We start from the raw sequence: 24,674 nt of genomic DNA, 5'->3' as shown, positions 1-24,674 counted from the left end.
GCGTCATGGTTCGTCGTCCCGGCCGGCCGGCTCCCGCCCGGTGTCACGCCCCCGGATCGTCCGGCGGCGGCACCGACGTCAGCCCGAGAGCACGCCGTACCGAGACCTCGGTCGCCTGGACCAGTGTGTCCTCGCCCTGCAGAGCGTGGTCCCAGAAGGAGTCCTCCTCCTGGGCGCGGGCGGCCCTGTCCCAGTGGGCGCGTGCCCGGTCGAACTCCCCCGCCCGCCGCTCCGCTGCCGTCGCGACGGCAGCGGGCCACGCGTGCTCCCGCAGGGCGCGTGCCTGCGCGGCGAGTGTGGCGGACGTCTGCCGGGCCCAGTCCCGGTGACCCTGGGCGTTCTCGGGGAACTCCTCATCGGGTTCGCTCGCCGACCGCCCCGTGACGGCCGACTCGGCCTTCAGATAGGCGAGTTGATGAGGGTTCAGGCTCGTCGCGTCGCGTCGGAGCGAACCGGTCACCTTCGCACCGCTGACGGAGGCGAAACTGCAGGTCACCGCGGAGTCGCCGAGCCGCCAGCTCTCGTCGGTCGGCAGGTAGTAGTACGCCTCCATGCCCTTGGGGCGGTCCCAGGCGTCCAGGGCGTAGGCGTCGTTGATCTCCTGACAGCGCTTCACGGCCAGGGTGTCGAGGCGGCTCTCCCCCGGGTAGTCGTCGAAGCCCGTCACCTCGAAGCCGCCGGACACCTCCGCCTCGTGCTTCAGCTCGCAGTCGACGACCTCGACGCCCGAGGTCTCCTGTTCCTCCGGCACCGCGGCGCCGGGGAGGTTGAAGCAGTCGCCCTTGCGCAGATCCAGGGTGCTGCGGTGCCGGGACGCCTGATCCACGCCCTTCTTGACGCCGTCCCACATCTCGCCGATCCCGCCGGTGGCGAGTACGACCACGAGCAGCAGGGTGCTGACGGCGGAGAGGCTGGTGCCCGCGATCGCCATGCCCTTCCCGCGTTCACCCTTCTTCCTGATCTGGGCCAGGGCGATGAAGCCGAAGATCATGCCGAGCGGCGGCAGACAGCAGACGAGGCCGAGCACGAGGGAGGCGATGGACAGGCCGTTGACCGGCTGCACGGCCGGCGGCACCGGATACCCGGGGAACTGCTGGTGGGGCGGCTGCCCCCCGTACGGCTGGTACGGCTGCCCGCCGCCCTGCTGCGATGGGTACACGGCTGCGGTGCTCCTCGGGATGCGTCGACCTCGGCCGGTCCGTGCGAACGGGCGTGCGGATCATACGTGGCACGGGAGGGCGTACGGAATGCGGGCGACGGAAAGGGGCGGCCGCCGTGGCGACCGCCCCTGCCGGCCCCTCAGGGGCCGTCGTACCGGACTGCGGATCTGTCGGACGAGCGTCGCAACGTCACCGCCTCACAACCGCGGCGCGTGCCGGCGTCACGGCGTCAGAACTGCAGCGCCCACGAGTCGATCTTGCCGACGTCCTGGGCGGCGTTGTCGCCGACCCGGAGCTTCCAGGTGCCGTTGGCGACCTCCGACGACGCGTTCACGGTGTACGTGGTGATCACGTTGTCCGCGCTGCCGCCCGTGCCGTACGCCTTGAGGTTGTAGACCGTGCCGTCGGGTGTGACCAGGTCGATGCGCAGGTCACCGATGTACGTGTGCTTGATGTCGACCGGAACGCTCAGCGCCGCGGGCGCGTTGCCGGTGACGCCGCTGACCGTGACGGGCGACTCGACCGTGGCGTTGTCGCTGATCGTGTAGTCGGCGGTGTTCTCGAACTTCTTCCCCGGGGGCGGGGTGTCGGTGCCGCCCACGTACAGCAGGCGGTTCGGCGAACCCGTGCCCGGGCTGCCCACCACACCGCTGGTGGCGGCGGTGGTCAGGGCCGTGGAGACCTGGGCCGGGGTCGCGGTCCGGTTGGCCGCGAGGTACAGCGCGGCCGCGCCGGCGACATGCGGTGTGGCCATCGAGGTGCCGGAGATGGTGTTCGTCGCCGCGTCACCGGTGTTCCAGGACGAGGTGATGGACGAGCCCGGCGCGAAGATGTCCAGCACCGTGCCGTAGTTGGAGAAGCTGGAGCGCGCGTCGGTGCTGGTGGTGGAGCCGACGGTGATGGCCTCGGTGACGCGTGCGGGCGAGTAGTTCGAGGCGTTGGCACCGTCGTTGCCCGCCGCGATGGCGTAGGTGACGCCGGAGGCTATGGAGTTGCGCACCGCGGTGTCGAGGGCGGGGTCGACGCCGCCGCCCAGGCTCAGGTTGGCGACAGCCGGCTTGACGGCGTTGCGCGTCACCCAGTCGATGCCGGCGACGACCTGCTCGGTCGTGCCCGAGCCGCTGTTGTCCAGTACGCGCACGCCGACGATCCTGGCCTTCTTGGCCACACCGTGGGCGGTACCCGCGACGGTGCCGGCGACGTGTGTGCCGTGGCCGTTGCCGTCCTGCGCGGTGTTGTCGTTGTCGATGGCGTCGAAGCCGTACGACGCCCGGCCGCCGAAGTCGCTGTGGGTGATCCGTACACCGGTGTCGATGATGTACGCGGTCACTCCCTCACCCGCGGTGTCCGGATAGGTGTAGCTCCGGTTGACCGGCAGAGCGCGCTGGTCGATCCGGTCCAGGCCCCAGGACGGCGGGTTGGGCTGGGTGGCGGTCGCCTTGAAGACGCGGTTCTGTACGACGGACTCAACGGCCGGGTCCACGGCGAACTTCCGGGCCTGCGCCTCGGAGAGCTGGACGGAGTAGCCGTTCAGCGCGGCGCTGTAGGTCTTGCGGATCTTCGCGCCGTACCCGGCGGCGAGCGCCCTGCCGGCGGTGGAGCCGGCGTCGGCCGCGGATTCGCGCAGCGTGACGATGTAGCTGCCCTTGACGGCGCCGGGGGCGCCCGCGTTCTGGATGACACCTGACGGCGCCGGCTCGGCCGCACCGGCCGGGAGGGCGGAGACGGTGCCGAACGCGAGTGCCGCGACGGCTGTCGCACTGACCGCGGCGAGTCTTCGACGCGAATGACGCATCACTGACATGTGAGGGGTCCTCCTCATTGGTGGTGCGCTGCTGTGGGGGTCGGGCAGGCACATGACAATCACCGGGCTGCTGAATCCCCTGTGCCGATGTGCCGCCTGCCGAGCGAAAGATTGTCGGACCCGCAGGAGTCCCCACAAGAGTTCACGGAGGGACGTAACACGCGCGCCACACAACGCCGTTGGGGCACATGCCTGCCACACAACGCCGTCGGACCTCATATGCGCGCCATGTGACAGGGGATGGGCGGCGGGCCTATGGCACGAGCCCGGTGGCCTCGGACGCACAGGACCGGGGGCGGGCGGGGCGACACCTCGGCCCGCCCCCGAGCTTGTCCCGATCGTGCGTTCAGTGGGCCCGTTCAGTCGGGCTGTTCAGTCCGGTTGTTCACGCCGTCTGTTCAGCTCGCCTGTTCCTGCCGCCTGTTCATTCCGTCCGCAGTCCCGTCCGGTTCATTCCGTCCAGAACGTGTCGTGCCGGAGGTAGAACTCCGCCTGGTCCTCCGGCGACCACTCGGTCGCCACCTCCGCTACCTTCTCGAAGTACTCCTCGCGCGGCGCCCCCGGCGTGAACAGGATCAGCATCGACGCAGGATCGTCCGACTCGTTGCGGAAGGCGTGCAGTCCGCCCTGCGGGACGTAGAGGAAGTCACCGGCCGTCCCGTCGATCCAGCTCTCGCCGTTGAACAGCCGCACCGTCCCCGAGATGACGAAGAACGACTCCGAGATCGACTTGTGGAAGTGCGTCCGCGGACCGCCGCCCCTCGGCGCCATGTCCATCCGGTAGAGCCCGAACTCACCGCCGGTGGCCGCGCCCGTGGCGAGGTAGTGCGTACGGCTGCCGCTCCCGGACACCACGTCGGCAGCGGTGTCCACGGGGCGGAACGTCGCGGAGATCTCGCCTTTCTCGCCCAGGTACTTCGGGTCCGGGTACGACATGTCCCTCACGTCTCCTCACGGTCGACCGGTCGCCCAGCGCGTCCTCCACCGCTCGGGACCGTCCGAAAAATAGGGTCCTGCGATGACCCTCTCGCGGATCTCCCCCCTCGCACCACTGGTCGCGAGCGCCCTGATCGCCACGGCCTTCCCGGCCGTCTCGCACGCCGGGACCGGCACGGGGCCTGCGCGGCCCGCGTCCGCGGCCTGCGAGAGCGACACCGATCCCGCCTGGGCACCCACGTCCACCACGCCCGAGGCGGCCGGGGACAACCACGCGTACACCGGAAACGGCTACCTCGGCATCCGGGTGCCGCCTCTCGGTTCAGGCTACGCCGAGAGTGCGGCCAAGACCGGCTGGCCGCTGTTCACGCCCCGCTACGACGGTGCCTTCGCCGCCGGTCTGTACGCGCACAACCCCGCCACCACGGCCGACCGTCAGGTCCTCGCGGCCCTGCCCACCTGGACGACGCTCGACGTACGCGTGGGCGACGAGACCTTCGGACCGGCCTCGCGGATCTCCGGCTACCGCCAGACCGTCTTCCGGCGCTGCGGTCTCGTGCGCACTTCCCTGACCTGGACGACCGCCGACGGCCGGGCGACCGATCTGGTCCTCGACGTCGTCACCGACCGGTCCGATCCCCACACCGGGGCGGTACGGCTGCGGCTCACGCCGCACTGGGACGGCGAGCCGGAGGTCACCGACCGGCTCGACTGGCGCGGTGCCCGCCGGGTCACCCGCACCGGTGAGAACACCTTCCGCACGGACGGGACGGCGACGGACGGCGCGGTCGCCACGGCCCTTCGCCGCACGCGGCACGGCGGCGTCCGCGAGTACGTGAAGTACGTCGGCGTGGACACCTCGCTCACCTCGCCCGATCCCCGGCGCTCCGCACGGGCCGCCGCGCGGCGGGCCGCCGACCGCGGCTGGCAGCGGCTCATGGACGCCAACTCCGCGGCCTGGTCGACGCTGTGGACGGCGGACGTGCTCACCCCCGGGCGGCCGGAGCTGCAGACCTGGCTGCGCTCGGCGCAGTACGGCCTGCTGGCGAGTTCTCGCCGAGGTTCCTCCGACAGCCTCGCCCCGACCGGTCTGACGAGCGACAATTACGCGGGGCTGGTCTTCTGGGACGCGGAGACCTGGATGTTTCCGGGCCTGCTCGCCACCCGCCCGGAGCTGGCACGCCCGGTCGTCGAATACCGCTACCGCACCCGAGAAGCAGCCGCCGAGAACGCCGCCAAGCTCGGCTTCAAGGGCCTGTTCTACCCCTGGACCAGCGGCGGGGAGGGCGCCCTCTGGTCCGAGTGCCAGAGCTGGAATCCGCCGCACTGCCTCACCCAGAACCACCTCCAGGGCGATGTCTCGCTGGCCGTCTGGCAGTACTACCTGGCCACCGGCGACCGCGGCTGGCTGCGCGAGCGGGGCTGGCCGCTGCTGAAGGGCATCGCCGAGTTCTGGGCCTCGCGCGTCACCGCCAACCCGGACGGCAGCTACTCCGTCAAGGACGTGGCCGGCCCCGACGAGTACAGCAACGGCGTCGACGACGGGGTGTTCACCAACGCCGGTGCGGCCACCGCTCTGCGCCATGCGATCCGCGCCGCCCGGCTCCTCGGCGAGAGCGCGCCGCCGGAGTGGCGGAGGACGGCGGACGGTCTGCGCATTCCGTACGACGCGGAGCGGAAGATCTTCCTCCAGTACGCCGGCTACAACGGCTCGCGGATCAAGCAGGCCGACACCGTGCTGCTGACCTACCCGCTCGAATGGCCGATGGAGCAGGGCGCGGGCGCGGCCACCCTCGACTACTACGCGGAGCGCACCGACCCCGACGGCCCCGCGATGACCGACTCGGTCCACGCCGTCGACGCGGCGGAGATCGGCGAGCCGGGCTGCTCGGCGTACACCTATCTCCAGCGCTCGATCAGGCCGTTCGTCCGCGGCCCGTTCGCCACGTTCGCCGAGGCCCGGGGCGACAAGGCGGGTGCGGACGATCCGCTCGCGGGCTCGCCGGCACAGGACTTCCTCACCGGGAAGGGCGGCTTCCTTCAGGTCTTCACGCACGGTCTCACGGGCCTGCGGCTGCGGGAGGACGGGGTGCGGATCGCCCCGACGCTGCCGCCGCAGCTAACGAGCGGTGTCACCCTGCGGGGCCTTCGCTGGCAGGGGCGTACGTACGACATCGCACTCGGCGCGCGTCGGACGACGGTACGGCTGACGCAGGGCGAGCCGTTCACGCTGCACACCCCCGCCGGACCGGTCCTGCTGAAACACTCGGTCACCCTGCCCACGCGCCGCCCGGACCTCGCACCGACGGACAACGCGGCCCGGTGCGTCACGGCGTCCGCGTCCTCGGAGGAGCCCGGGATGTATGCGGCAGCGGCGGTGGACGGCAGTCCGGCAACGGCCTGGGTACCGGACGGCGCGACCGGCACGCTGATGGCGGACCTCGGCCGTTCGACGGCGCTCGCGTCGGTGACCCCGCGGTGGACCGAGGTGCGCCCCGCCGCGTACACCGTCGAGGCGTCGAAGGACGCCGTGCACTGGGCGCCGTTCAGGCCGGGCGCCGCGGTGCGGCACATCCGGGTGACGGTGCGCTCGAAGGACGCGGAGAACCCGGCGGGCGTACGGGAGTTGACGGCGCGGCGCAGGGGCTGAGGCGATTGGGGCCGGGCCGAGGCCGCACCACCGGCAACGCTCGGGCCGATCCGCACCACCGGCAATGCCCGGTCCTGCCGGTCATGCCCGAGTGCCGTCCTGCCGGTCGCGCGCGTCCTGCCCGGTCCTGCCGGTCCCGGTCGACCTGCCCCGTCCTGCCGGTCCCGCCCGGGCCACCGCCGTCCCGCTCAGTCCCGCTCAGTCCCGCTTCCGAGCTCCGCGGCCCGCGGGCGCGTGCAGGCCGCGGCGGGCCGGCTGTCCGCAGTGGGCGCAGACGACCTCCGGCTCCAGCGTCTCTCCGCACGCGTGCTGAAGCGTCAGCGGCGGATCCCCGGCGTTGAGGTGCCGGTCGCCCCACTTCATCAGGGTGAGGAGGACGTCCCCGAGCTCCTGCCCCGCGGGCGTGAGGTGGTACTCGTAGCGCGCCGGCCGGTCGCTGTACTGCTCCCGGCGCACGGCCCCCGCCGTCTCCAGCTTGCGCAGCCGGGCCGCGAGGATGTCCCGGGACGCCCCGGTGTTGCGGATGATCTGGTCGAAGCGCCGTACACCGTGGGTCAGTTCGCGGACGGCGAGCAGTGTCCAGCGCTCGCCGACAAGGTCGAGCGCATCCGCGATGGAGCACTCCCTGGGCTCGGCGCTCTTCGGCATACGGTTCATTCTAGGCCGCCCCTCCGTGCGGCCGGACGCCGTGGAAGCGGTGGTGGGCGGCCCTCGGACGGGCCGCCCACCGGCGCTTCAGAGGCGTTCGACGATGGTGGCGTTGGCGAGGCCGCCGGCCTCGCACATGGTCTGAAGCCCGTACCTCCCGCCGCGGTCCTCCAGGTTGTGCAGCAGCGTGGTCATCAGGCGCGCGCCGCTGGCGCCCAGCGGATGCCCGATCGCGATGGCGCCGCCCCGCACGTTCAGCCGGTCGGCCTCCACGCCCGTCTCCCGCTGCCAGGCCAGCACCACCGACGCGAACGCCTCGTTCACCTCGAACAGGTCGATGTCCCCGATGCCCAGCCCGGCCCGGGCGAGGACCTTCTCACTGGCGGGCATGATCGCCGTGAGCATCAGCAGCGGATCGTCCCCGGCCACGGCGAAGGAGTGGAAGCGGGCGCGCGGGCGCAGACCCAGCCGCTCCGCGACATCCGCACCCATGATCAGCAGCGCGGCCGCGCCGTCGTTCACCGGTGAGCTGTTGCCCGCCGTGATCTGCCAGCCGATCTCGGGGAAGCGCTCGCCGGTCGGGCCGTCGTGGTACGCCGACCGCAGACCGGCCAGCGCCTGCGCCGAGGTCCCCGGCCGTACGGATTCGTCCCGCTGCCCGGCCCAGGCGACCTCGCGGTCGAACTCCCCCGACTCCCAGGCGGCCGCGGCCCTGCGGTGGGACTCCAGCGCGAAGGCGTCCATCTCCTCGCGGGAGATCTTCCAGCGCGCGGCGATCAACTCGGCGCTGATGCCCTGTCCGACGAGGCCGTCCGGGTAGCGCTCGGCGAGCCGTCGCCCGTACGGGTCGCTGCCCGGCAGCACGTTGGAGCCCATCGGCACCCGCGACATCGACTCGACCCCACAGGCGATGGCGATGTCGTAGGCCCCGCTGATCACACCTTGCGCCGCGATGTGCGCGGCCTGCTGGGAGGAGCCGCACTGACGGTCCACGGTCATGCCGGGGACGCTCTCGGGGAACCCGGCGGCGAGCACCGCTTTCCGGGTGATGTTGACGGCTTGGTCGCCCACCTGGGTCACGCATCCGCCGATGACGTCGTCCACCAGACCGGGGTCGATCCCGGTGCGCTCCACCAGCGCGAGGAGCGTCCTGGCGAGCAGGTCGACGGGGGGTTCGTCGTGCAGCGCCCCTCCCGGCTTTCCCCTGCCGACCGGCGTCCGAACAGCTTCGACGATCACCGCGTCCCGCACTGTGCCTCCCGCGATCCTGCCGCCCACCCCGGTGGGCCGCACCAGTGGGTTGGAATTCACAACCCACCATGCGACGATGCATCCGTGCCGAGAGAGTTGTCAATCCCAACCGACTCCTGCGCAGGCGTTTCAGCGGCCTCGCAGCGTCGCCGCCGTGCTGCCGGTGCGCTCGCGCAGCAGGATCCGCAGGGTGTTGGCGTGCTCGTAGCCGACCTTCCGCGCGATGGAGTCCAGGGACAGATCGGTCGTCCGCAGCAGATGCGAGGCCCGCTCGACCCGCAGGTCCTGCACGAAGCGCACCGGCGAGGTCCCGAGCACCCGGCGCACGGTCCGCTGGAGGGTGCGCTCGCTGACACCCAGGGAGTGCGCGGCCTCGGCGACGTTCACCGGGCCGTCGAGATGCACCCTCACCCACCGTTCGAAGGCGGCGACCACCGGATCGCTCTGGGCCAGCGCGCTCGGGATGGTGTACGCCGACTGGGAGGGCCGCTCGTCGACGACGAGGTAGCGGGCCACGAGGTCCGCGAGGACGGGGCTGCCCATCCGGACGACCGCGAGCGCCAGATCGACGTGCCCGAACGCCGCGCCCGCCGTCGTCACACCGTCCGATGTGGTGACCATCCGCGTCTCGTCGAGCGTCACCGCCGGGTAGCGCTTGCGGAAGACCGGCGCCAGCCACCAGCTGGTCGTCGCCCGGCGCCCGTCGAGTACGCCCGATTCGGCGAGCAGGAACGTCCCCGTACACGCGGACGCGACCGGCGTCCCCCGGTCACGCGCATCGGACACGAGGCGTCGTACGGCAGCCGAGTCCGGGCCGCCGACATGATCGAGCAGCGCCTCCGGGCGGCGTTCCGCGAGCGCGGGCACGATCAGCAGGCCGGCTCCCTCGGCCCGGGCTGCGGGCGCCGTGGTCACGACGTGGCCCGCGCCCGTACGGATGCGCCGCCGGAAGCCGACCGTCGTGACCTGCCAGGCGGGCGGCGGCTGCGGAAGCTCGCCCCGCATCGCGTTGGCCCCCTCGATCACATCGAGCACCGCCGAGAGCCCGGAATCGAACACGCCGTCGTAGACGAGCACCGCAACATCCATGGCGGAAACGGTATCGGATGCGTCGTTCACGCCACTGGGAGCGGCCGGGTCGCGACCCTAGGTTTGCGGATGTCCCGCTGGACGGGACGCCCACCACGACGCGACGGAGCGACACACGATGAACATCGGACTGCTGGCCAGAATCGAGGCGCGGCCGGAGTACGCCGGCCAGGTCGAGGCGATGCTGGGCGACGCCCTGCGGCTCGCCCGCGCGGAGGACCACACCGTCACCTGGTTCGCGTTCAAGGAGAGCGAGACGGTCTTCGGGGTCTTCGACACCTTCGAGAACGAGGAGGGGCGGACGGGCCATCTGCGCGGCCGTATCGCCGCCGCGCTGACGGAGGCCGCGGGGACGATGCTCGCTTCGCCACCGGACATCCGGCCCGTCGACCTGCTGGCCGTCAAGCTCCCCTGACCCATGAACCGCCCGCGGGCCGTTTCCCGGCGGCCCGCGGGCCCCATCACCCCGTCCACCGAGGAGATCCCCCATGCCCGAGCTGACGAGCCTGCCCGAGAGGGTGGAGTTCACCGAGCCCCGGAGCCGTACCCACACCTGGTCCCTGCCCACGAGCTACGAGGCAGCGGGCCGGCTGACCGGGCTCGAACTGCTCCGCCTCACCATCGACGGCGGACTGCCGCAGCCGCCGATCTGCGGCACGCTCGGCTTCCGACTCGTCGAGGCAGCCGAGGGCCGCGCCGTGTTCGAAGGCGAAACCGGCGAGCACCTGCTCAACCCGATGGGCTCGGTCCACGGCGGCTACCTCGCGACGCTGCTCGACTCGGCCCTCGGCTGCGCCGTGATGACCACCCTGGCGGCCGGACGCGCCTACACGACGGTGCAGTTGGGGGTGAATCTGGTGCGCCCGGTGTTCGCCGACACCGAGCGGCTGCGCTGCGAGGGAACGGTGATCCACGTGGGCCGCACGACGGCGACCGCCGAGGCACGGGTGACCGGGGCCGACAGCGGCAAGCTGTACGCACACGCGACGACGACCTGCGCCGTGTTCGCCTGGCAGGGAACGTCCTGACGCCGGAGGATCCACTCCATGACCGCAACGACCGTCGTCAATCTCAAGGGCCGTCGCGACGACCCCGGCTACGCGGACGTCGTCTATGTCGGCCGGCCCATGCACCGCGGGGGCTGGCACCTCGCCGGATCCCCGCTGGCGAGCCCGTACCGGCCGGGGAAGGACGGCACCCGCGAGGAGGTGGTGGAGATGTACCGGGCCCATCTGCTGTCCCGGCCCGACCTGTTGGCGATGCTTCCCGAGCTGCGGGGCCGCCGGCTCGGCTGCTGGTGCGTGCCGGAGCGCTGCCATGCGGAGGTGGTGGCGGAACTGGCGGACGCGGGGTACGGCGAGGAGGGCGGGGCGTGACGGCGGCGGGCGGTGGGCGGTGAGGTGCCGGCGAGCGTGACGGTGGCGGCGGTGGGCGGTGAGGTGCCGGCGAGCGTGACGGTGGCGGCGGTGGGCGGTGAGGTGCCGGCGGACCGGCGCACCACCTCCCCGCCCCTCGCCCCTCCCCGAGGACTCAGCCCCGAGCCGCGAGTCGTCGCTGTTCCTCCTCGACGATCTGCCGGGCCAGCGACCCGTCCGAGATGTCGATCGCGTCGGGGGTGGCCTCCGCGACATCACTGCGGCGCGCATACGCGTCGAACAGCCGTGACTTGTTCTCCAGGATCTCCAACATCCGCTTGTCCACCCCGCTCGTGGCGAGCAGCCGGTGCACCTGCACGGCGCGTACCTGCCCCATCCGGTGCGCGCGCGCCACCGCCTGGTGCTCGATGGTCGGCTTGATCTGCGGCTCGCAGATGATCACGACGGAGGCCGCCTGAAGATTGAGCCCGACCCCGCCGGCCTCGATCTGGGCGAGGAGCACGGCATGCCCGGCCACCGCACTGAACTCGTCCACGATGTTCTGGCGCCGCCCGGGCGCCACGCTGCCGGAGATCGGGCCGTACGCCTGCGGCCCCAGGGCCTTCCCCACCGTCTCCAGCACATCGCGGAAGTAGGAGAAGACCAGTACCTTCAGCCCGTTGTCCGCCGCCTCGGCCACCAGCTCGCGCAGCCGCTGGAGCTTCGCCGACTTCTCCGCGTGGACGTACGCCGCCCGGCGCATCGCCATGAAGTTGCCCGCGTCCACGGCCTCCGCGTAGGCGTCCAGATCCGCCGCGCTGAGCTCCTCCCACTCGTCCGTGTGCAGCAGGCTGGGCAACTCGGTGAGCACATCCTCCTGGTTGCGCCGCAGATAGCACGGCGCCACCGCCCTGCGGAACGCACGCGAGCCGACGGCACCCTCGACTCCCCCGATCTCGGGGGCCAGTTCGGGCTGGAGGTGGCGTACGAGACTGCGGAACTCCGCGACCCGGTTCTCCATGGGTGTCCCCGTGAGAAAGAGGACCCGCTCGCACTGCGCGGCCCACTCGGCGACCGTTCTCGACCGCCGGGCCTCCGGGTTCTTCACGTAATGCGCCTCGTCGACGACCAGCATGCCCAGCTCCCCGGCACCGGGGACGGGGAAGCCGCGCAGGGCGTCGTACGTCGTGACGGCGACACCGCCGCCGTCCTTCCACTCCGCGAACGCCTCCTGCCGGTCCGGACCGTGGAGCGGAATCGCCCGCAGGGCGCTGCGCGCCGAGACCTCGCGCGTCCAGTTGATCAGCACGCTCGCGGGGCACACCACCATGAAGTGGCTCTGCCCGGTCGCGGCGAGGTGCGCCAGGGCGGCGATGGCCTGGATGGTCTTGCCGAGGCCCATCTCGTCACCGAGGACGACGCGCCGCTGGGCCAGCACGAAGCGCGCGCCGAAGGACTGGTAGCCGCGCAACGAGACCCGGCGGAGGGTGTCGTCGAGCGGCTGCGCGCGCACCCGCTCGGCCACCTCACCGGGCAGGAACCCCTCCGCCGCCGCGAGGTCGGGACCGCGGCCCGCGATCTCGGCCAGCAGGCTGTAGTACTCGGCCGAGCGCAGCTCGAAGTCGACCCAGGCCTCGACGTCGTCGGCGGGAGCACGCAGCAGGTCGACGGAGGCCTGCCCGAGCAGTACGGGTACGTCGTGGCTCCCGGCCTCCTCGGTCACCGCCAGGATCTCGGCGACCGCGGCGTGGACCCTCTCCCGCCTCTCCTGCCCGGCGATCCACATCCGCAGCCGCCCACCGGCCGGCGCGGCCTCCACGAGCAGCGGCCCGAGCCGTCGGTCCAGCGCCTCGGCGGCGTCGACGGCCCGGCGCGCATCGGGGCCGGCCTCGACGAGCCGGTGCAGGGCGACGACGAGCGCGGAGGTGCGGGGCTCGGGGTTGTCGACATCGATACGGACGGCGACGGTCTCCCCGACGGCCTCGGCGATCTGCCGGGCGGCGGCGAGCGCCTGATCGGCCGTCTGCTGCCCGACCCCGGGGATCTGCCGCAGCCGGTACCGGTCGGCGGCCAGCACGTCCCCCACGAAGCGGTACCCGGCCGCCTCGATGACGCCGAGCCTCAGCCGCCCCTCGGTGACGTCCTTGAGCCGCGCGACGGGTATCGCCGCGAGCTCGCGGCCGGCCAGTTCGTCGTGCAACGGAGCGAGGGCGGCCCGGACGGCCTCGACGGCCCGCCGATGATCCGCGAGGACCCCTAGCGCGGCCCGATGCAGCGCGGCCCCACCGCCGAGCACCTCCCGCGCCCGCCGCCCACCCGGTACGGACCCCGCACTCACTGCCATGCCGCCCCTCGGTGCGTTTCTGCCACTGCGTGGCCGGCATCTTTCCACGGGAGCGGAGCCAAAAGCCCGGAAACCGCTACCGTGAAGCCATGACCGCACTGCCCGACTGGATGCGCCCGCCCCGCGCGGAAGGCTGGTTCGCGGAGGACTTGGACCGCCTCCCCGAGGCCCCCCGCCACACCGAGCTGATCGACGGAGCCCTCGTCTTCATGATGTCGCCGCAGCGCGCCTGGCACGGTCGCCTTGTCACCGCCCTGACCGTGGCCCTCACGTCCCAGGCTCCCGACGGCGTGGAAGTCGAACGAGAGATGACGATCCGCCTCGACGTCCGTAACCGTCCCGAGCCGGACATCGTGGTGACCACCGCCTCCTACGATCCGGACCGCACCTGGTTCGCTCCCGAGGACGTCCGGCTCGTCGTCGAGGTCGTCTCTCCCGAGTCCGCGCACCGCGATCGCACGGTCAAGCTCCGGAAATATGCGGAGGCAGGCATTCCGCACTACTGGTGCGTCGAGGACGAGGACGGCTGGCCCCTCGTCCATATCTATGAACTCGACCGCCCGACCGGCGCCTACGCGCCGGCCGGAATCGTGCGCGGGTACCTCCGCCGGACCGTGCCGTTCGAGATCACGCTCGACCTCGACAAGCTGACGCCGGGTCGTCCCCACTGACGCGTCCTGGTCAGTGGGGAGGGGCCGACCCCCGGAGGGGTCGACCCCTTCCGACCTGCCTGTTGGCGTGTCAGCCTGGCGACAAGGCGCCCGCTACACGTTGAAGCGGAACTCCACCACGTCCCCGTCCTGCATCACATACTCCTTGCCCTCCATCCGCGCCTTCCCCTTCGCGCGCGCGTCCGCGACCGAGCCCGTCTCGACCAGGTCCTCGAACGAGATGACCTCCGCCTTGATGAAGCCCTTCTGGAAGTCGGTGTGGATCACACCCGCCGCCTCCGGGGCCGTCGCGCCCTTCTTGATCGTCCAGGCGCGGGACTCCTTCGGGCCCGCCGTCAGGTACGTCTGGAGGCCCAGCGTCCGGAAGCCGACGTGTGCCAGTGTCGCCAGGCCCGGCTCCTCCTGGCCCACCGACTGGAGGAGTTCGAGCGCCTCCTCGTCGTCGAGTTCCGCGAGGTCCGACTCCAGCTTCGCGTTGAGGAAGATCGCCTCCGCCGGGGCGACCAGCGCGCTCTGCTCCGCCTTGAACGTGTCGTCCGTCAGCTCGTCCTCGTCGACGTTGAAGACGTAGAGGAACGGCTTGGTGGTGAGGAGGTGCAGGTCGTGCAGGAGCTCCTCGTTGCCGGAGCCCTGGACGATGCCCGCCGAGAAGAGCGTGTCGCCCTTCTCCAGGATCTCCTTGGCCTCCTCGACCGCCTTGACCTTCGGCGCGATGTCCTTCTTGATCCGCGATTCCTTCTGCAGGCGCGGCAGGACCTTCTCGATGGTCTGCAGGTCGGCCAGGATCAGCTCGGTGTTGATCGTCTCGATGTCGTCCTTCGGCGAGACCTTGCCGTCGACGTGAACGACATTCTCGTCCTTGAAGGCGCGGATGACCTGGCAGATCGCGTCGGACTCCCGGATGTTCGCCAGAAACTTGTTGCCCAGGCCCTCGCCCTCGCTCGCGCCGCGCACGATGCCGGCGATGTCGACGAAGTCCACCGTCGCCGGGAGGACCCGCTGGGAGGAGAAGATCTCCGCCAGCTTGGTCAGGCGCGGGTCGGGGACGCCGACCACGCCGACGTTCGGCTCGATCGTGGCGAACGGGTAGTTGGCCGCCAGCACGTCGTTCTTGGTCAGGGCGTTGAACAGGGTCGACTTGCCGACATTCGGCAGGCCGACGATTCCGATCGTGAGCGACACGTTGGCGACTTCCTGAAGTGAGGACTGGCGATGGGCGCCCGGCCCGATGGTGGGCCGATCCCCCAGTTTACGGGCGGCCCCGGCCGCACAGCGACGGGTGCCGGGAGTCGAACTCTTCGCCAAGGTCACCCAAAGGGCGTGTCCTGTGCCTGATTCCTCCCCACTCGCAACCTACGTTGGTCGGGTGGAGCAGCACAGGACGAGCAACCCCCGGCCCCGGCAGCGCCCGCAGGCACCCCTTTCGCCTCCCGGGCCCCTCTCCCCGCAGGTCGCGGACGGCCCCGCCGTGTACGGGGTACGGCCGACGCGGCCGGCACGGAACGTGCCTCCCGTGGTCCTCGCCCTGCGCAGACTGCCCAACCCCCGGCTGACGGGTATCGGTGGCGGGCTCTTCGCGTCCGCCACCATGCTGGTGCTCGGCTCACTGGTCTGGCTGCTGTTCGACGGTTCCGCCGTGGTGTACGGGGTGCTGTTCCTGCCCGTGTGTGCGCTGACCGCGCTCTGGGTGCGCGAGGCGGACCTGGTCACCGCCCCGATCAGTGTGCCCATCGCCTTCGCCACCGGGATCGTGCCGATCTCGGGCGGTGAGGGCGGGGTCGGCGGCCAGATCATGGCGGTCGTCACCTCGCTCGCGGTGCACGCAGGCTGGCTGTACGGCGGAACGCTCGTCGCCGGGCTGATCACCTGCGTACGCAAGGTGCGGGCGATGTCACGACGCAAGCGCCGCACCAGGCCCGCACCCCCGCCCCGCCGCTAGAGCCGCTAGAGCCGCTAGAGCCGCTCTCAGCAGGACAGGCGCGGCGTCACTTGCTCGCCGACGCCATCGCCGCGCCCACGATGCCCGCGTTGTTCTGCAGCTCCGCCGGAACGATCTCCGCCCTGATCCCCTCGATCAGCGGCACGAACTTGTCGGCCTTGCGGCTGACGCCGCCGCCGATGATGAACAGCTCGGGCGAGAACAGCATCTCCACATGGGCCAGGTACTTCTGGACCCGGTGCGCCCAGTGGGGCCAGCTCAGGTCCTCGTCGTCCTTGACCTTCGTCGACGCGCGCTTCTCCGCCTCGTGACCGTGCAGCTCCAGATGGCCGAGCTCGGTGTTGGGCACGAGCCGGCCGTCGACGAAGAGTGCGCTGCCGATGCCGGTACCGAAGGTCAGCAGCATGACGACGCCCTTGCGGCCCCGGCCCGCGCCGAAGGTCATCTCCGCCACGCCCGCCGCGTCCGCGTCGTTCAGCAGGGTCACGCCGACACCGCCGAGACGCTCATTGAGCAGTCCGGCCGCGTCCACGTCGATCCAGCCCTTGTCCACGTTGGCCGCGGTGCGGGTGACGCCACTCGTCACCACGCCGGGGAAGGTCACGCCCACCGGGCCCGACCAGTCGAAATGACGCACCACTTCGGCGACGCCGTCCGCCACCGCATCCGGCGTCGCCGGATGCGGGGTCAGCACCTTATGTCGTTCCTGCGCCAGGTCACCGCGCTCCAGATCCACGGGAGCGCCCTTGATGCCCGATCCGCCGATGTCCACTCCGAACACGTTCATGGACACAACGTTACGGGCAGGGCCCGTCGGTTACTCCCCGGACGCCCGACCCGCCAGCTTCGCGGCCTCCGCGCGCAGATCGCGCCGCAGTTCCTTGGGCAGCGAGAAGGTGATGGACTCCTCGGCCGCCTTCACGATCTCGACGTCCTCGAAGCCGCGCTGCGACAGCCACTCCAGCACGCCCTCGACCAGCACGTCGGGCACGGACGCGCCCGAGGTGACGCCGACGGTGGCGACGCCCTCCAGCCAGGCCTCGTCGATCTCGTCGGCGAAGTCGACCAGGTGGGCGTCCCGTGCGCCGGCGCCGAGGGCCACCTCGACGAGCCGGACGGAGTTCGAGGAGTTCTTCGAGCCGACCACGATGACCAGGTCGGCCTCGGCGCCCATCTGCTTGACCGCGATCTGACGGTTCTGCGTCGCGTAGCAGATGTCGTCGCTGGGCGGGGAGATCAGCTGCGGGAACTTCTCCTTCAGCTTGTCCACCGTCTCCATCGTCTCGTCGACGGACAGCGTGGTCTGGGAGAGCCAGACGACCTTGGACTCGTCGCGCACCTCGACGTTCGCGACATCGTCCGGGCCGTCGACCAGGGTGATGTGGTCGGGGGCCTCGCCGGAGGTGCCGATGACCTCCTCATGGCCGTCGTGGCCGATGAGCAGGATGTCGTAGTCGTCGTTCGCGAAGCGGACCGCTTCCTTGTGGACCTTGGTGACCAGCGGGCAGGTCGCGTCGATGGTGGCGAGCTTGCGTTCCGCCGCCTCGTCGTGGACGACCGGGGCGACGCCGTGCGCGGAGAACATGACGATCGATCCCTCGGGGACCTCGGCCGTCTCCTCGACGAAGATCGCGCCCTTCTTCTCGAGGGTCTGCACGACGTACTTGTTGTGGACGATCTCGTGGCGGACGTAGATCGGCGAGCCGTACTGCTCAAGGGCCTTCTCAACAGCGATCACGGCGCGGTCCACGCCCGCGCAGTAGCCACGAGGAGCGGCGAGGAGGACGCGGCGGGCAGGAGGCGTAGCAGTCATGCCCCCCATCGTAAGGCCGCCCAGAAGAGGCGGGAGATCACCGCCCGGGGGAAGACTGATGAACGGTACGCGACGGACGGAGGGCGGGATGGCCGCGGCGGACAGGTCCCGGCCGGGCGGCGGGAACAGCGGTCCGGACGACGGGGACAGCGGTCCGGACGGCAGGGACGGCGGGCACGGCAAGGGCGACGCGGGCTCAGGTCTGCGGCGCAGTCTCGGATTCCGTGACCTCATGGTCTACGGGCTGCTGTTCATCGCGCCCATGGCACCCGTCGGGATCTTCGGCACCCTGGACGCGAAGTCGGACGGCGCGGTGGCGCTCGTCTATGTCGTGGCCACGATCGCCATGGCGTTCACCGCATCGAGTTACGCGCAGATGGTGCGGGTCGCCCCGCAGGCCGGTTCGGTCTTCACCTACGCCCGCAAGGGGCTCGGCGAGGGGCCGGGCTTCGTCGCCGGGTGGATGGCGATGCTCGACTATCTGCTGATCCCGGCGGTCGCCTATCTCTTCTCGGGGATCGCGCTGGAGGCGCTGATCCCCGAGGTGGACCGGTGGGTGTGGACGGGGATCGCGGTCGTGGTGACCACGCTCCTCAATCTGTGGGGTGTACGGGCGGCGGCCCGGGTGGGCTTCGCGGTGCTGGCGATGGAGATCGTCGTCCTGCTGGTCTTCGCGGTGTCCGCGGTGGTGGTGCTCGCCCGGGACGGAGCGCAGCGCGGCTGGCTGTCGCCGTTCACCGGGGACGCGGGCTTCTCGATGACGGCGGTGCTCAGCGCGGTCTCGGTCGCGGTGCTGTCGTATCTGGGGTTCGACGCGATCGCCTCGTTCGCGGAGGAGGTCACCGGCGGATCGCGGAAGGTGGCCAGGGCGGTGCTGATCTGCCTGGGCCTCGCGGGTTTCCTGTTCGTGGCGCAGACCTATCTCGCCGCACTGCTGGAACCGGTGTCGTCGGCCGAACTGGCCGCCGATCCGGCGGCGCAGGGCTCGGCGTTCTACGACGCGGTGGACGCCTCGGTGGGTACCTGGCTGCACGATCTGGTGGCGCTGAGCAAGGCGATCGGCGCGGCGTTCGCGGCACTGGCCGCGCAGGCGGCGGCCGGCCGGCTGCTGTTCGCGATGGGCCGGGACCGGCGGCTGCCGCACATCCTGTCGCGCACCGACGCGGGCGTGCCGCGGGTCGCCCTGCTGCTGGCGGCCGCGGTGACGATGGCCGCGGCGGTGTGGGCGGCACGGCTCGACAACGGCCTGGACCAGCTGGTGTCGGTGGTCGACATCGGGGCGCTCACGGCGTTCGTGCTGCTGCACGCGAGTGTCGTCGGCTGGTTCGTGGTGCGCCGGGCGGAGGGCCGCCCGGACTGGCTGCGGCATGTGGTGGTGCCGGTGGTCGGCACCGCCGTGCTGCTGCTGGTGATCGCCGAGGCGGCCGGCTCGGCGCAACTGGTGGGCGCCGTCTGGCTGGGGGTGGGGCTGGTGGTGCTGGCGGTCCAGTGGAGGCGCCCGCGCACGCCCTTGCCCGGCGTGGAGTCCCGCCGTCGGCCATGACGGGAGGTGTTGTCGTACGCGGCCGATACGCTCGCCCGTATGGCTCTCAACACGTCAGCGGACGCGCCCCTGCCGGTCGGTGAGGTGTCCCGGCTGATCGGCGGGTGGATCGACCGGCTCGGCGCGGTCTGGGTGGAGGGGCAGATCACCCAGCTGTCGCGGCGGCCGGGCGCGGGGGTCGTCTTTCTGACCCTGCGTGATCCCTCGTACGACATCTCGGTGAGCGTGACCTGCTTCCGGCAGGTCTTCGACGCCGTCGCGGACGTCGTGGCGGAGGGCGCCCGGGTCGTGGTCCACGCCAAGCCCGAGTGGTACGCACCGCGCGGGCAGCTGTCGCTGCGTGCCGTGGAGATACGGCCGGTGGGCATCGGCGAGCTGCTGGCGCGGCTGGAGCAGCTGAAGCGGACGCTGGGCGCCGAGGGGCTGTTCGCTCTGGAGCGCAAGCGGCCGCTGCCGTTTCTGCCGCACCGGGTGGGCCTGGTGGTCGGCCGGGCGTCCGCGGCGGAGCGCGACGTCCTGGAGAACGCCCGCCGTCGCTGGCCGGCGGTCCGCTTCGAGGTGCGCAATGTGGCCGTGCAGGGCGTGCACGCGGTCTCCCAGGTGGTCCAGGCGGTCAAGGAGCTGGACGGCCTCCCGGACGTGGACGTGATCATCGTGGCGCGCGGCGGCGGCAGCGTGGAGGACCTGCTGCCGTTCTCGGACGAGCAGCTGGTGCGCGCCGTCTCCGAGTGCCGTACGCCGGTGGTGTCGGCGATCGGCCACGAGCCGGACTCGCCGCTGCTGGACCTGGTGGCGGACCTGCGGGCGTCCACGCCGACGGACGCGGCGAAGAAGGTCGTACCGGACGTCGGCGAGGAGCTGGAGCGGGTGCGGCATCTGCGGGACCGCGCGCTGCGGACGGTGCAGGCCGTGCTCGACCGCGAGGAACGGGGTCTGGCGCACGCGCTGGCCCGTCCGGTGATGGAGCATCCGCAGCGGATGGTGGAGGAACGCGAAGCCGAGGTGGACGCGCTGGTCGCCCGCAGCCGGCGGGTGCTCGGGCATCTGCTGGACCGCGCGGAGTCCGAGCTGTCGCACACCCGCGCGCGGGTGCTGTCGCTGTCGCCGGCGGCGACCATGGAGCGCGGGTACGCGGTGCTCCAGCGCACGGACGGGGCGGTCGTCAGCTCGCCGGACGATGTGGCGGCGGGCGAGGAACTGCGGGCGCGGGTCTTCGAGGGCGAGTTCGCGGTACGGGTGTCCGAGTGAGTACGAACGGGGCGAATAGGGTGGGCGGCATGGCAGCCAAGACGGAAGAGAGCACGCTCGGCTACGAGCAGGCGCGGGACGAGCTGATCGAGGTCGTGCGCCGCCTGGAGGCCGGCGGTACGACGCTCGAGGAGTCGCTGGCGCTGTGGGAGCGCGGCGAGGAGCTGGCCAAGGTCTGCCGCCACTGGCTGGAGGGCGCCCGCGCCCGTCTGGACGCGGCTCTGTCCGGAGGCGAGGACGGGGACGGCACCGCCGAATCCGACGACTGAGCAGGTCAGCGGCGTGCGGAGTGTGAGTCGGATCACGATCGCCATGTAGTTGAAATTTAATCAACCGGGGCAGGGTTGACCCCCGCGTACCGAGCACACCCTGCACCACCGGAAGGTTCGACCAGCATGACTCTCGTTCTCGACTCCGCCGCCCAGGATCTGCTGTTCCGTGAGGCCCGCACGGCCAACACGTTCACCGACGAGCCGGTGACCGAGGAGCAGATCCAGGCGATCTACGACCTGGTCAAGTTCGGCCCCACGGCCTTCAACCAGAGCCCGCTGCGTGTCGTCCTGGTCCGCTCCGAAGAGGCCCGCGAGCGCCTGGTGGACCACATGTCCGAGGGCAACCGGCCGAAGACCGCCACCGCCCCGCTCGTCGCGATCCTCGCCGCGGACAACGAGTTCCACGAGGAGCTGCCGACCCTGTTCCCGCACTTCCCGCAGGCCAAGGACGCCTTCTTCTCCGAGCGCCCGGTCCGTGAGCAGGCAGCCGGTCTCAACGCCGCCCTCCAGGCCGCGTACTTCATCGTCGGCGTCCGCGCCGCCGGTCTGGCCGCCGGCCCCATGACGGGCTTCGACCCGGCGGGCGTCCAGAAGGAGTTCCTGGACGGCGACCACACGCCGCTGATGGTCGTGAACATCGGCAAGCCCGGCGAGAACGCGAGCTTCCCGCGCTCGCCGCGGCTGGCGTACGAGGACGTCGTGACGACCGTCTGACCGCACAGGGCACAGCCGAAGGCCGCCGCACCCTCGAGGGTGCGGCGGCCTTCGGCATGTCTGTCTCCCCCTCAGGACGGGTCCACCGTCAGAGGCCGTGCCGCGGGAAACCGGGGGTCCCGCGCGGCAGCTTCCGCCTCAGGGCGTCGCGGACGGCGCCGGCGCCTTCTCGGCCTCCAGTGCCGCGGCCATCTCCGCCAGCCGCGCCATGGACGCCGTTCCGGTCACCACGGTCGTCGAGCCCTTGTCCTCGCGCACCAGGGCGTCGTACTTCGCACCCTCCCAGCGCTGCCAGGTCACGCCGTTCACCTGCTGGGTCTTCTCGGTCCGCTCGGCGCGCTGGCTGACCTTCGCCACGTACTTGCGGGCGGGCTCGGTCGACTGCTCCACCGCGACGTACTCGCCGTCCGGGTCGAGGAACCCGAGGTGCCAGGCGTCGGCGGAGGTCCGCGCGTACGTCACCGAGGTCGGCTTCCACTCCTTCGGCAGGCCCTGGGGCGCGGCCACCGGATAGGGTGCCGCTCGCCGTGCCGTCAGCAATTCGACCCGGTAGTCGACCGCCTTGACCGGATCCGCTTTGTCGTCGTGCGGAATGAACACATAGATCACCGCGACGACGGCTCCGATCACCGCCATCGACAGCACCATGTCGCGCACCGTCTGTCTGCCTCGCATACCTGCCACGCCCCCCATGGTCGCATCAAGGGTGCGTGCTCAAACGTGGCCCCCACTGCTCATTTTGTCGACGTACCGATAGAGTCGCAGCACCCTCTATTCCGGCCGTCGTCGTACAGAAAGGTGCGCTCCGATGACCGACAACAGTCTGCCGTCCCAGCTCGAGGTCTCTCCCGAGGCTCCCGACCGCAACCTGGCCCTGGAGCTCGTCCGGGTCACCGAGGCCGCCGCCATGGCCGCGGGCAGGTGGGTCGGCCGCGGCGACAAGATCGGCGCCGACGGAGCGGCCGTCAAGGCCATGCGGACCCTCGTCTCCACCGTCTCGATGAACGGCATCGTCGTCATCGGTGAGGGCGAGAAGGACGAAGCCCCCATGCTCTTCAACGGAGAGCGCGTCGGCGACGGGACCGGTGCCGAGGTCGACATCGCCGTCGACCCGATCGACGGCACCACGCTCAACGCCAAGGGCATGCCCAACGCCATCGCCGTACTCGCCGCCGCCGACCGCGGCACCATGTTCGATCCGTCCGCGGTCTTCTACATGGACAAGCTGGTCACCGGCCCCGAGGCCGCGGACTTCGTGGACATCAACGCGCCCGTCTCGGTGAACATCCGCCGCGTCGCCAAGGCGAAGCACTCCGCGCCCGAGGACGTCACGGTCGTCATCCTGGACCGCCCCCGCCACGAGGGCATCGTCAAGGAGATCCGCGAGACCGGCGCCCGGATCAAGTTCATCTCGGACGGCGATGTCGCCGGCTCGGTGATGGCCGTTCGCGAGGGCACCGGCGTCGACATGCTCATGGGCATCGGCGGCACCCCCGAGGGCATCATCTCGGCCTGTGCGATCAAGTGCCTCGGCGGCACGATCCAGGGCAAGCTGTGGCCGAAGGACGACGCCGAGCGGCAGCGGGCGCTCGACGCGGGCCACGACCTGGACCGGGTGCTGCACACCACCGACCTGGTCAGCGGGGACAACGTCTTCTTCGTCGCCACCGGTATCACCGACGGCGAACTGCTGCGCGGCGTGCGCTACCGCTCGGAGACGGCCACGACGCAGTCCCTGGTGATGCGCTCCAAGTCGGGCACGATCCGCCAGATCGACTCCACGCACCGGCTCTCGAAGCTGCGCGCGTACAGCCAGGTGGACTTCGACCGGGCGCAGTGAGCCGCAGCGCAGTCGGCCCGGACGCGGTGCGCCCGGCGCGGTGAGGATGCGCCGCGGGGCCCGGACCGGTCGCGCGGCACACCGCGGCGGTACGACGAAGCGGCGGTACGACAGAGCGGACACGAAAGGGGCGCCCCATGTGCGGGGGCGCCCCTTTTCGTCTGTCCTTCGTCTGTCCGCGTCGTCTCAGGCCGCGGACTGCGACTTCTTGACCTCGACCTCGCGCCGCCTGCGCCTGGCCAGCACCACCCGGCGCTCCGCCGCGGTGAGGCCGCCCCACACGCCGTACGGCTCGGGCTGGAGCAGCGCGTGCTCCCGGCACTCGACCATCACCGGACAGCGGGCGCAGACCCGCTTCGCGGCCTCCTCGCGCGACAGCCGCGCGGCGGTCGGCTCCTTCGACGGGGCGAAGAACAGCCCGGCCTCGTCCCGACGGCACACCGCCTCCGCGTGCCAGGGACCGTCCTGATCCGACCTGGCGGGTGCTCGCTGGGCCGGAACGGCGGTGACCTGCAAGGACTGGTAAGGCAGCTGCAGCACGGTCTACTCCTGACGACGGCTTCGCGAGCGAGAGACGATGCAGCACTCCCTACCCGCTGTACGCACTCCTATTCACTGCGTGGTACCGCGCTGAGGAGGCGCGGAACGGCGCAGCGGCGTGCGTGGCCGAAAACCGCCCACGAGGGCGGACGTCAGCGGAAGTGTTTCCGCAGGCGATCGTGGAGGTCGGAGACCCGCCGGCCGCGTTTCGGCTTGGCTTCGACATTGCCGAAAACCGTGTATCCGTTGACGACGACCACGGGCGCCTCGGGGTCGGCCGACTCCAGGGTGAGCACCTCGAAGTTGCCGAAGAAACCGGTGCCGCTGCCGCGCAGCGAGATGTTCTCGGGCACCCGCACCTCGACGTTGCCGAAGATGGCCGTCGCGTTGATCACCGTGAGCCGCTGCTCGAACAGGGCCTCGGTGAGGTCGATCTCGATGCTCCCGAAGAGCGAGAAGGCGTTGGTGCGGCGGCCGACGCGCCAGCGGCCCTTGCGCACGGAGCTGGAGAAGACGGCGATCAGGTTCTCGGCGGGCCCGGCAGGCGCCTCCGGCCCGTAGGCGTACGCACCGGACTCGCCGCTCCTGCGGGTCGCGGGCAGGTCCTGGACCAGCGGTTCGAGTTCGCCGACGGTCTTGGCCCGGTAGGCGGCGTCGATCCGCTCGGCATGCTCCTCGGCGTCCAGCCGGCCCTCCGCCAGGGCGTCCCGGAGGATGTCGGCGATCCGGTCCCGGTCGGCGTCGGACGCGCGGATCCCCGCGCCGGGCTCCGCGGGGACGACGGGCTTCTGGGGCTGCTTTTCGAGGTCCACGGAACCAGCCTAGCGAAACGCGATAGATCGCGACTAGGGCCTGTC

At 71.3% G+C, this 24,674-nt stretch carries 24 protein-coding genes; 11 read left to right on the top strand and 13 right to left on the bottom strand.

Features of this window, described 5'->3' with window-relative positions; genetic code table 11:
- Nucleotides 1–43: 43 nt before the first annotated feature.
- From OHA05_RS23545 to OHA05_RS23535, 3 genes are all read right to left on the bottom strand, one after another.
- The gene (locus OHA05_RS23545) at nucleotides 44–1,159 is read right to left on the bottom strand and encodes a DUF4190 domain-containing protein (RefSeq protein ID WP_328861641.1); all 1,116 of its coding nucleotides are present in this window, start codon (nucleotides 1,157–1,159) and stop codon (nucleotides 44–46) included.
- 230 nt (nucleotides 1,160–1,389) lie between these two features.
- A complete protein-coding gene (locus OHA05_RS23540) occupies nucleotides 1,390–2,964 on the bottom strand; it encodes a S8 family peptidase (protein ID WP_328861640.1) in 1,575 nt (524 codons plus the stop codon).
- Between the two features lie 450 nt (nucleotides 2,965–3,414).
- Complete coding sequence (locus tag OHA05_RS23535; protein WP_328861639.1) at nucleotides 3,415–3,900, bottom strand: cupin domain-containing protein; 486 nt, start codon at nucleotides 3,898–3,900, stop codon at nucleotides 3,415–3,417.
- A gap of 82 nt (nucleotides 3,901–3,982) precedes the next feature.
- On the opposite strand from OHA05_RS23535, the gene OHA05_RS23530 reads away from it, so the two are divergent.
- Nucleotides 3,983–6,550, top strand: a complete 2,568-nt coding sequence (locus OHA05_RS23530) for a glycosyl hydrolase family 95 catalytic domain-containing protein (protein WP_328861638.1) — start codon at nucleotides 3,983–3,985, stop codon at nucleotides 6,548–6,550.
- A gap of 198 nt (nucleotides 6,551–6,748) precedes the next feature.
- Here the strand turns inward: OHA05_RS23530 and OHA05_RS23525 are convergent, their stop codons facing one another.
- The 3 genes from OHA05_RS23525 to OHA05_RS23515 all read right to left on the bottom strand — a co-directional run bounded on the left by OHA05_RS23525 (nucleotide 6,749) and on the right by OHA05_RS23515 (nucleotide 9,538).
- Complete coding sequence (locus OHA05_RS23525) at nucleotides 6,749–7,198, bottom strand: winged helix-turn-helix transcriptional regulator (RefSeq protein ID WP_313944331.1); 450 nt, start codon at nucleotides 7,196–7,198, stop codon at nucleotides 6,749–6,751.
- 87 nt (nucleotides 7,199–7,285) lie between these two features.
- The gene (locus tag OHA05_RS23520; protein ID WP_328863447.1) at nucleotides 7,286–8,449 is read right to left on the bottom strand and encodes a thiolase family protein; all 1,164 of its coding nucleotides are present in this window, start codon (nucleotides 8,447–8,449) and stop codon (nucleotides 7,286–7,288) included.
- 129 nt (nucleotides 8,450–8,578) lie between these two features.
- Nucleotides 8,579–9,538 (bottom strand): GlxA family transcriptional regulator, encoded by a 960-nt coding sequence (locus OHA05_RS23515; RefSeq protein WP_328861637.1) that lies wholly within the window; start codon nucleotides 9,536–9,538, stop codon nucleotides 8,579–8,581.
- 118 nt (nucleotides 9,539–9,656) lie between these two features.
- Here OHA05_RS23515 and OHA05_RS23510 point away from each other — a divergent pair, with 118 nt between their 5' ends.
- From OHA05_RS23510 to OHA05_RS23500, 3 genes are all read left to right on the top strand, one after another.
- The gene (locus OHA05_RS23510) at nucleotides 9,657–9,953 is read left to right on the top strand and encodes a putative quinol monooxygenase (RefSeq protein WP_328861636.1); all 297 of its coding nucleotides are present in this window, start codon (nucleotides 9,657–9,659) and stop codon (nucleotides 9,951–9,953) included.
- A gap of 73 nt (nucleotides 9,954–10,026) precedes the next feature.
- Nucleotides 10,027–10,566, top strand: a complete 540-nt coding sequence (locus OHA05_RS23505; RefSeq protein WP_328861635.1) for a PaaI family thioesterase — start codon at nucleotides 10,027–10,029, stop codon at nucleotides 10,564–10,566.
- An 18-nt stretch (nucleotides 10,567–10,584) separates the two neighbouring features.
- Nucleotides 10,585–10,914, top strand: a complete 330-nt coding sequence (locus OHA05_RS23500; RefSeq protein WP_328861634.1) for a DUF4326 domain-containing protein — start codon at nucleotides 10,585–10,587, stop codon at nucleotides 10,912–10,914.
- 154 nt (nucleotides 10,915–11,068) lie between these two features.
- Here the strand turns inward: OHA05_RS23500 and OHA05_RS23495 are convergent, their stop codons facing one another.
- Nucleotides 11,069–13,237 (bottom strand): DEAD/DEAH box helicase, encoded by a 2,169-nt coding sequence (locus OHA05_RS23495; RefSeq protein ID WP_328861633.1) that lies wholly within the window; start codon nucleotides 13,235–13,237, stop codon nucleotides 11,069–11,071.
- 89 nt (nucleotides 13,238–13,326) lie between these two features.
- Between OHA05_RS23495 and OHA05_RS23490 the strand changes: the two genes are divergently transcribed.
- Nucleotides 13,327–13,908 (top strand): Uma2 family endonuclease, encoded by a 582-nt coding sequence (locus OHA05_RS23490; protein ID WP_328861632.1) that lies wholly within the window; start codon nucleotides 13,327–13,329, stop codon nucleotides 13,906–13,908.
- Between the two features lie 93 nt (nucleotides 13,909–14,001).
- Here the strand turns inward: OHA05_RS23490 and ychF are convergent, their stop codons facing one another.
- Nucleotides 14,002–15,090: a redox-regulated ATPase YchF gene (gene ychF, locus OHA05_RS23485; RefSeq protein ID WP_313944338.1), complete on the bottom strand. Its 1,089-nt coding sequence runs from the start codon at nucleotides 15,088–15,090 to the stop codon at nucleotides 14,002–14,004.
- Nucleotides 15,091–15,274: 184 nt separating this feature from the next.
- Between ychF and OHA05_RS23480 the strand changes: the two genes are divergently transcribed.
- On the top strand, nucleotides 15,275–15,847 hold the full coding sequence (locus OHA05_RS23480) for a DUF6542 domain-containing protein (RefSeq protein WP_328861631.1): 573 nt from the start codon (nucleotides 15,275–15,277) through the stop codon (nucleotides 15,845–15,847).
- A 46-nt stretch (nucleotides 15,848–15,893) separates the two neighbouring features.
- Here OHA05_RS23480 and ppgK read toward each other — a convergent pair whose 3' ends face one another.
- Complete coding sequence (gene ppgK / locus OHA05_RS23475) at nucleotides 15,894–16,634, bottom strand: polyphosphate--glucose phosphotransferase (protein ID WP_313944340.1); 741 nt, start codon at nucleotides 16,632–16,634, stop codon at nucleotides 15,894–15,896.
- A 30-nt stretch (nucleotides 16,635–16,664) separates the two neighbouring features.
- Entirely contained in the window at nucleotides 16,665–17,669 is a 1,005-nt protein-coding gene (locus tag OHA05_RS23470; protein WP_384437415.1) for a 4-hydroxy-3-methylbut-2-enyl diphosphate reductase, read from the bottom strand.
- Between the two features lie 223 nt (nucleotides 17,670–17,892).
- Between OHA05_RS23470 and OHA05_RS23465 the strand changes: the two genes are divergently transcribed.
- From OHA05_RS23465 to OHA05_RS23450, 4 genes are all read left to right on the top strand, one after another.
- The gene (locus tag OHA05_RS23465) at nucleotides 17,893–19,203 is read left to right on the top strand and encodes an APC family permease (RefSeq protein ID WP_328863446.1); all 1,311 of its coding nucleotides are present in this window, start codon (nucleotides 17,893–17,895) and stop codon (nucleotides 19,201–19,203) included.
- A 39-nt stretch (nucleotides 19,204–19,242) separates the two neighbouring features.
- On the top strand, nucleotides 19,243–20,451 hold the full coding sequence (gene xseA / locus OHA05_RS23460; RefSeq protein WP_313944342.1) for an exodeoxyribonuclease VII large subunit: 1,209 nt from the start codon (nucleotides 19,243–19,245) through the stop codon (nucleotides 20,449–20,451).
- Nucleotides 20,452–20,480: 29 nt separating this feature from the next.
- The gene (locus tag OHA05_RS23455) at nucleotides 20,481–20,720 is read left to right on the top strand and encodes an exodeoxyribonuclease VII small subunit (protein WP_313944343.1); all 240 of its coding nucleotides are present in this window, start codon (nucleotides 20,481–20,483) and stop codon (nucleotides 20,718–20,720) included.
- 126 nt (nucleotides 20,721–20,846) lie between these two features.
- Nucleotides 20,847–21,437, top strand: coding sequence for a malonic semialdehyde reductase (locus OHA05_RS23450; protein ID WP_313944344.1), 591 nt, complete (start codon nucleotides 20,847–20,849; stop codon nucleotides 21,435–21,437).
- 138 nt (nucleotides 21,438–21,575) lie between these two features.
- On the opposite strand, the gene OHA05_RS23445 is transcribed toward OHA05_RS23450, so the two are convergent.
- Nucleotides 21,576–22,112 carry a DUF4245 domain-containing protein gene (locus OHA05_RS23445; protein WP_391840785.1) on the bottom strand — a complete coding sequence of 179 codons (537 nt, stop codon included), beginning with the start codon at nucleotides 22,110–22,112 and terminating at the stop codon, nucleotides 21,576–21,578.
- Between the two features lie 133 nt (nucleotides 22,113–22,245).
- Here OHA05_RS23445 and glpX point away from each other — a divergent pair, with 133 nt between their 5' ends.
- The gene (gene glpX / locus OHA05_RS23440) at nucleotides 22,246–23,277 is read left to right on the top strand and encodes a class II fructose-bisphosphatase (protein ID WP_313944346.1); all 1,032 of its coding nucleotides are present in this window, start codon (nucleotides 22,246–22,248) and stop codon (nucleotides 23,275–23,277) included.
- Between the two features lie 186 nt (nucleotides 23,278–23,463).
- Here the strand turns inward: glpX and OHA05_RS23435 are convergent, their stop codons facing one another.
- Both OHA05_RS23435 and OHA05_RS23430 read right to left on the bottom strand, forming a co-directional pair.
- A complete protein-coding gene (locus OHA05_RS23435; protein WP_313944347.1) occupies nucleotides 23,464–23,817 on the bottom strand; it encodes a WhiB family transcriptional regulator in 354 nt (117 codons plus the stop codon).
- Between the two features lie 152 nt (nucleotides 23,818–23,969).
- The gene (locus OHA05_RS23430) at nucleotides 23,970–24,629 is read right to left on the bottom strand and encodes a DUF1707 SHOCT-like domain-containing protein (protein ID WP_313944348.1); all 660 of its coding nucleotides are present in this window, start codon (nucleotides 24,627–24,629) and stop codon (nucleotides 23,970–23,972) included.
- Between the last annotated feature and the right edge of the window lie 45 nt (nucleotides 24,630–24,674).

Origin of the sequence: Streptomyces sp. NBC_00306 (genome assembly GCF_036169555.1) — a bacterium.
GTDB classification, from domain to species: domain Bacteria; phylum Actinomycetota; class Actinomycetes; order Streptomycetales; family Streptomycetaceae; genus Streptomyces; species Streptomyces achmelvichensis.
The sequence above is the reverse complement of the archived record's forward strand: the minus strand, read 5'-3'. Positions and strand labels throughout refer to the sequence as shown.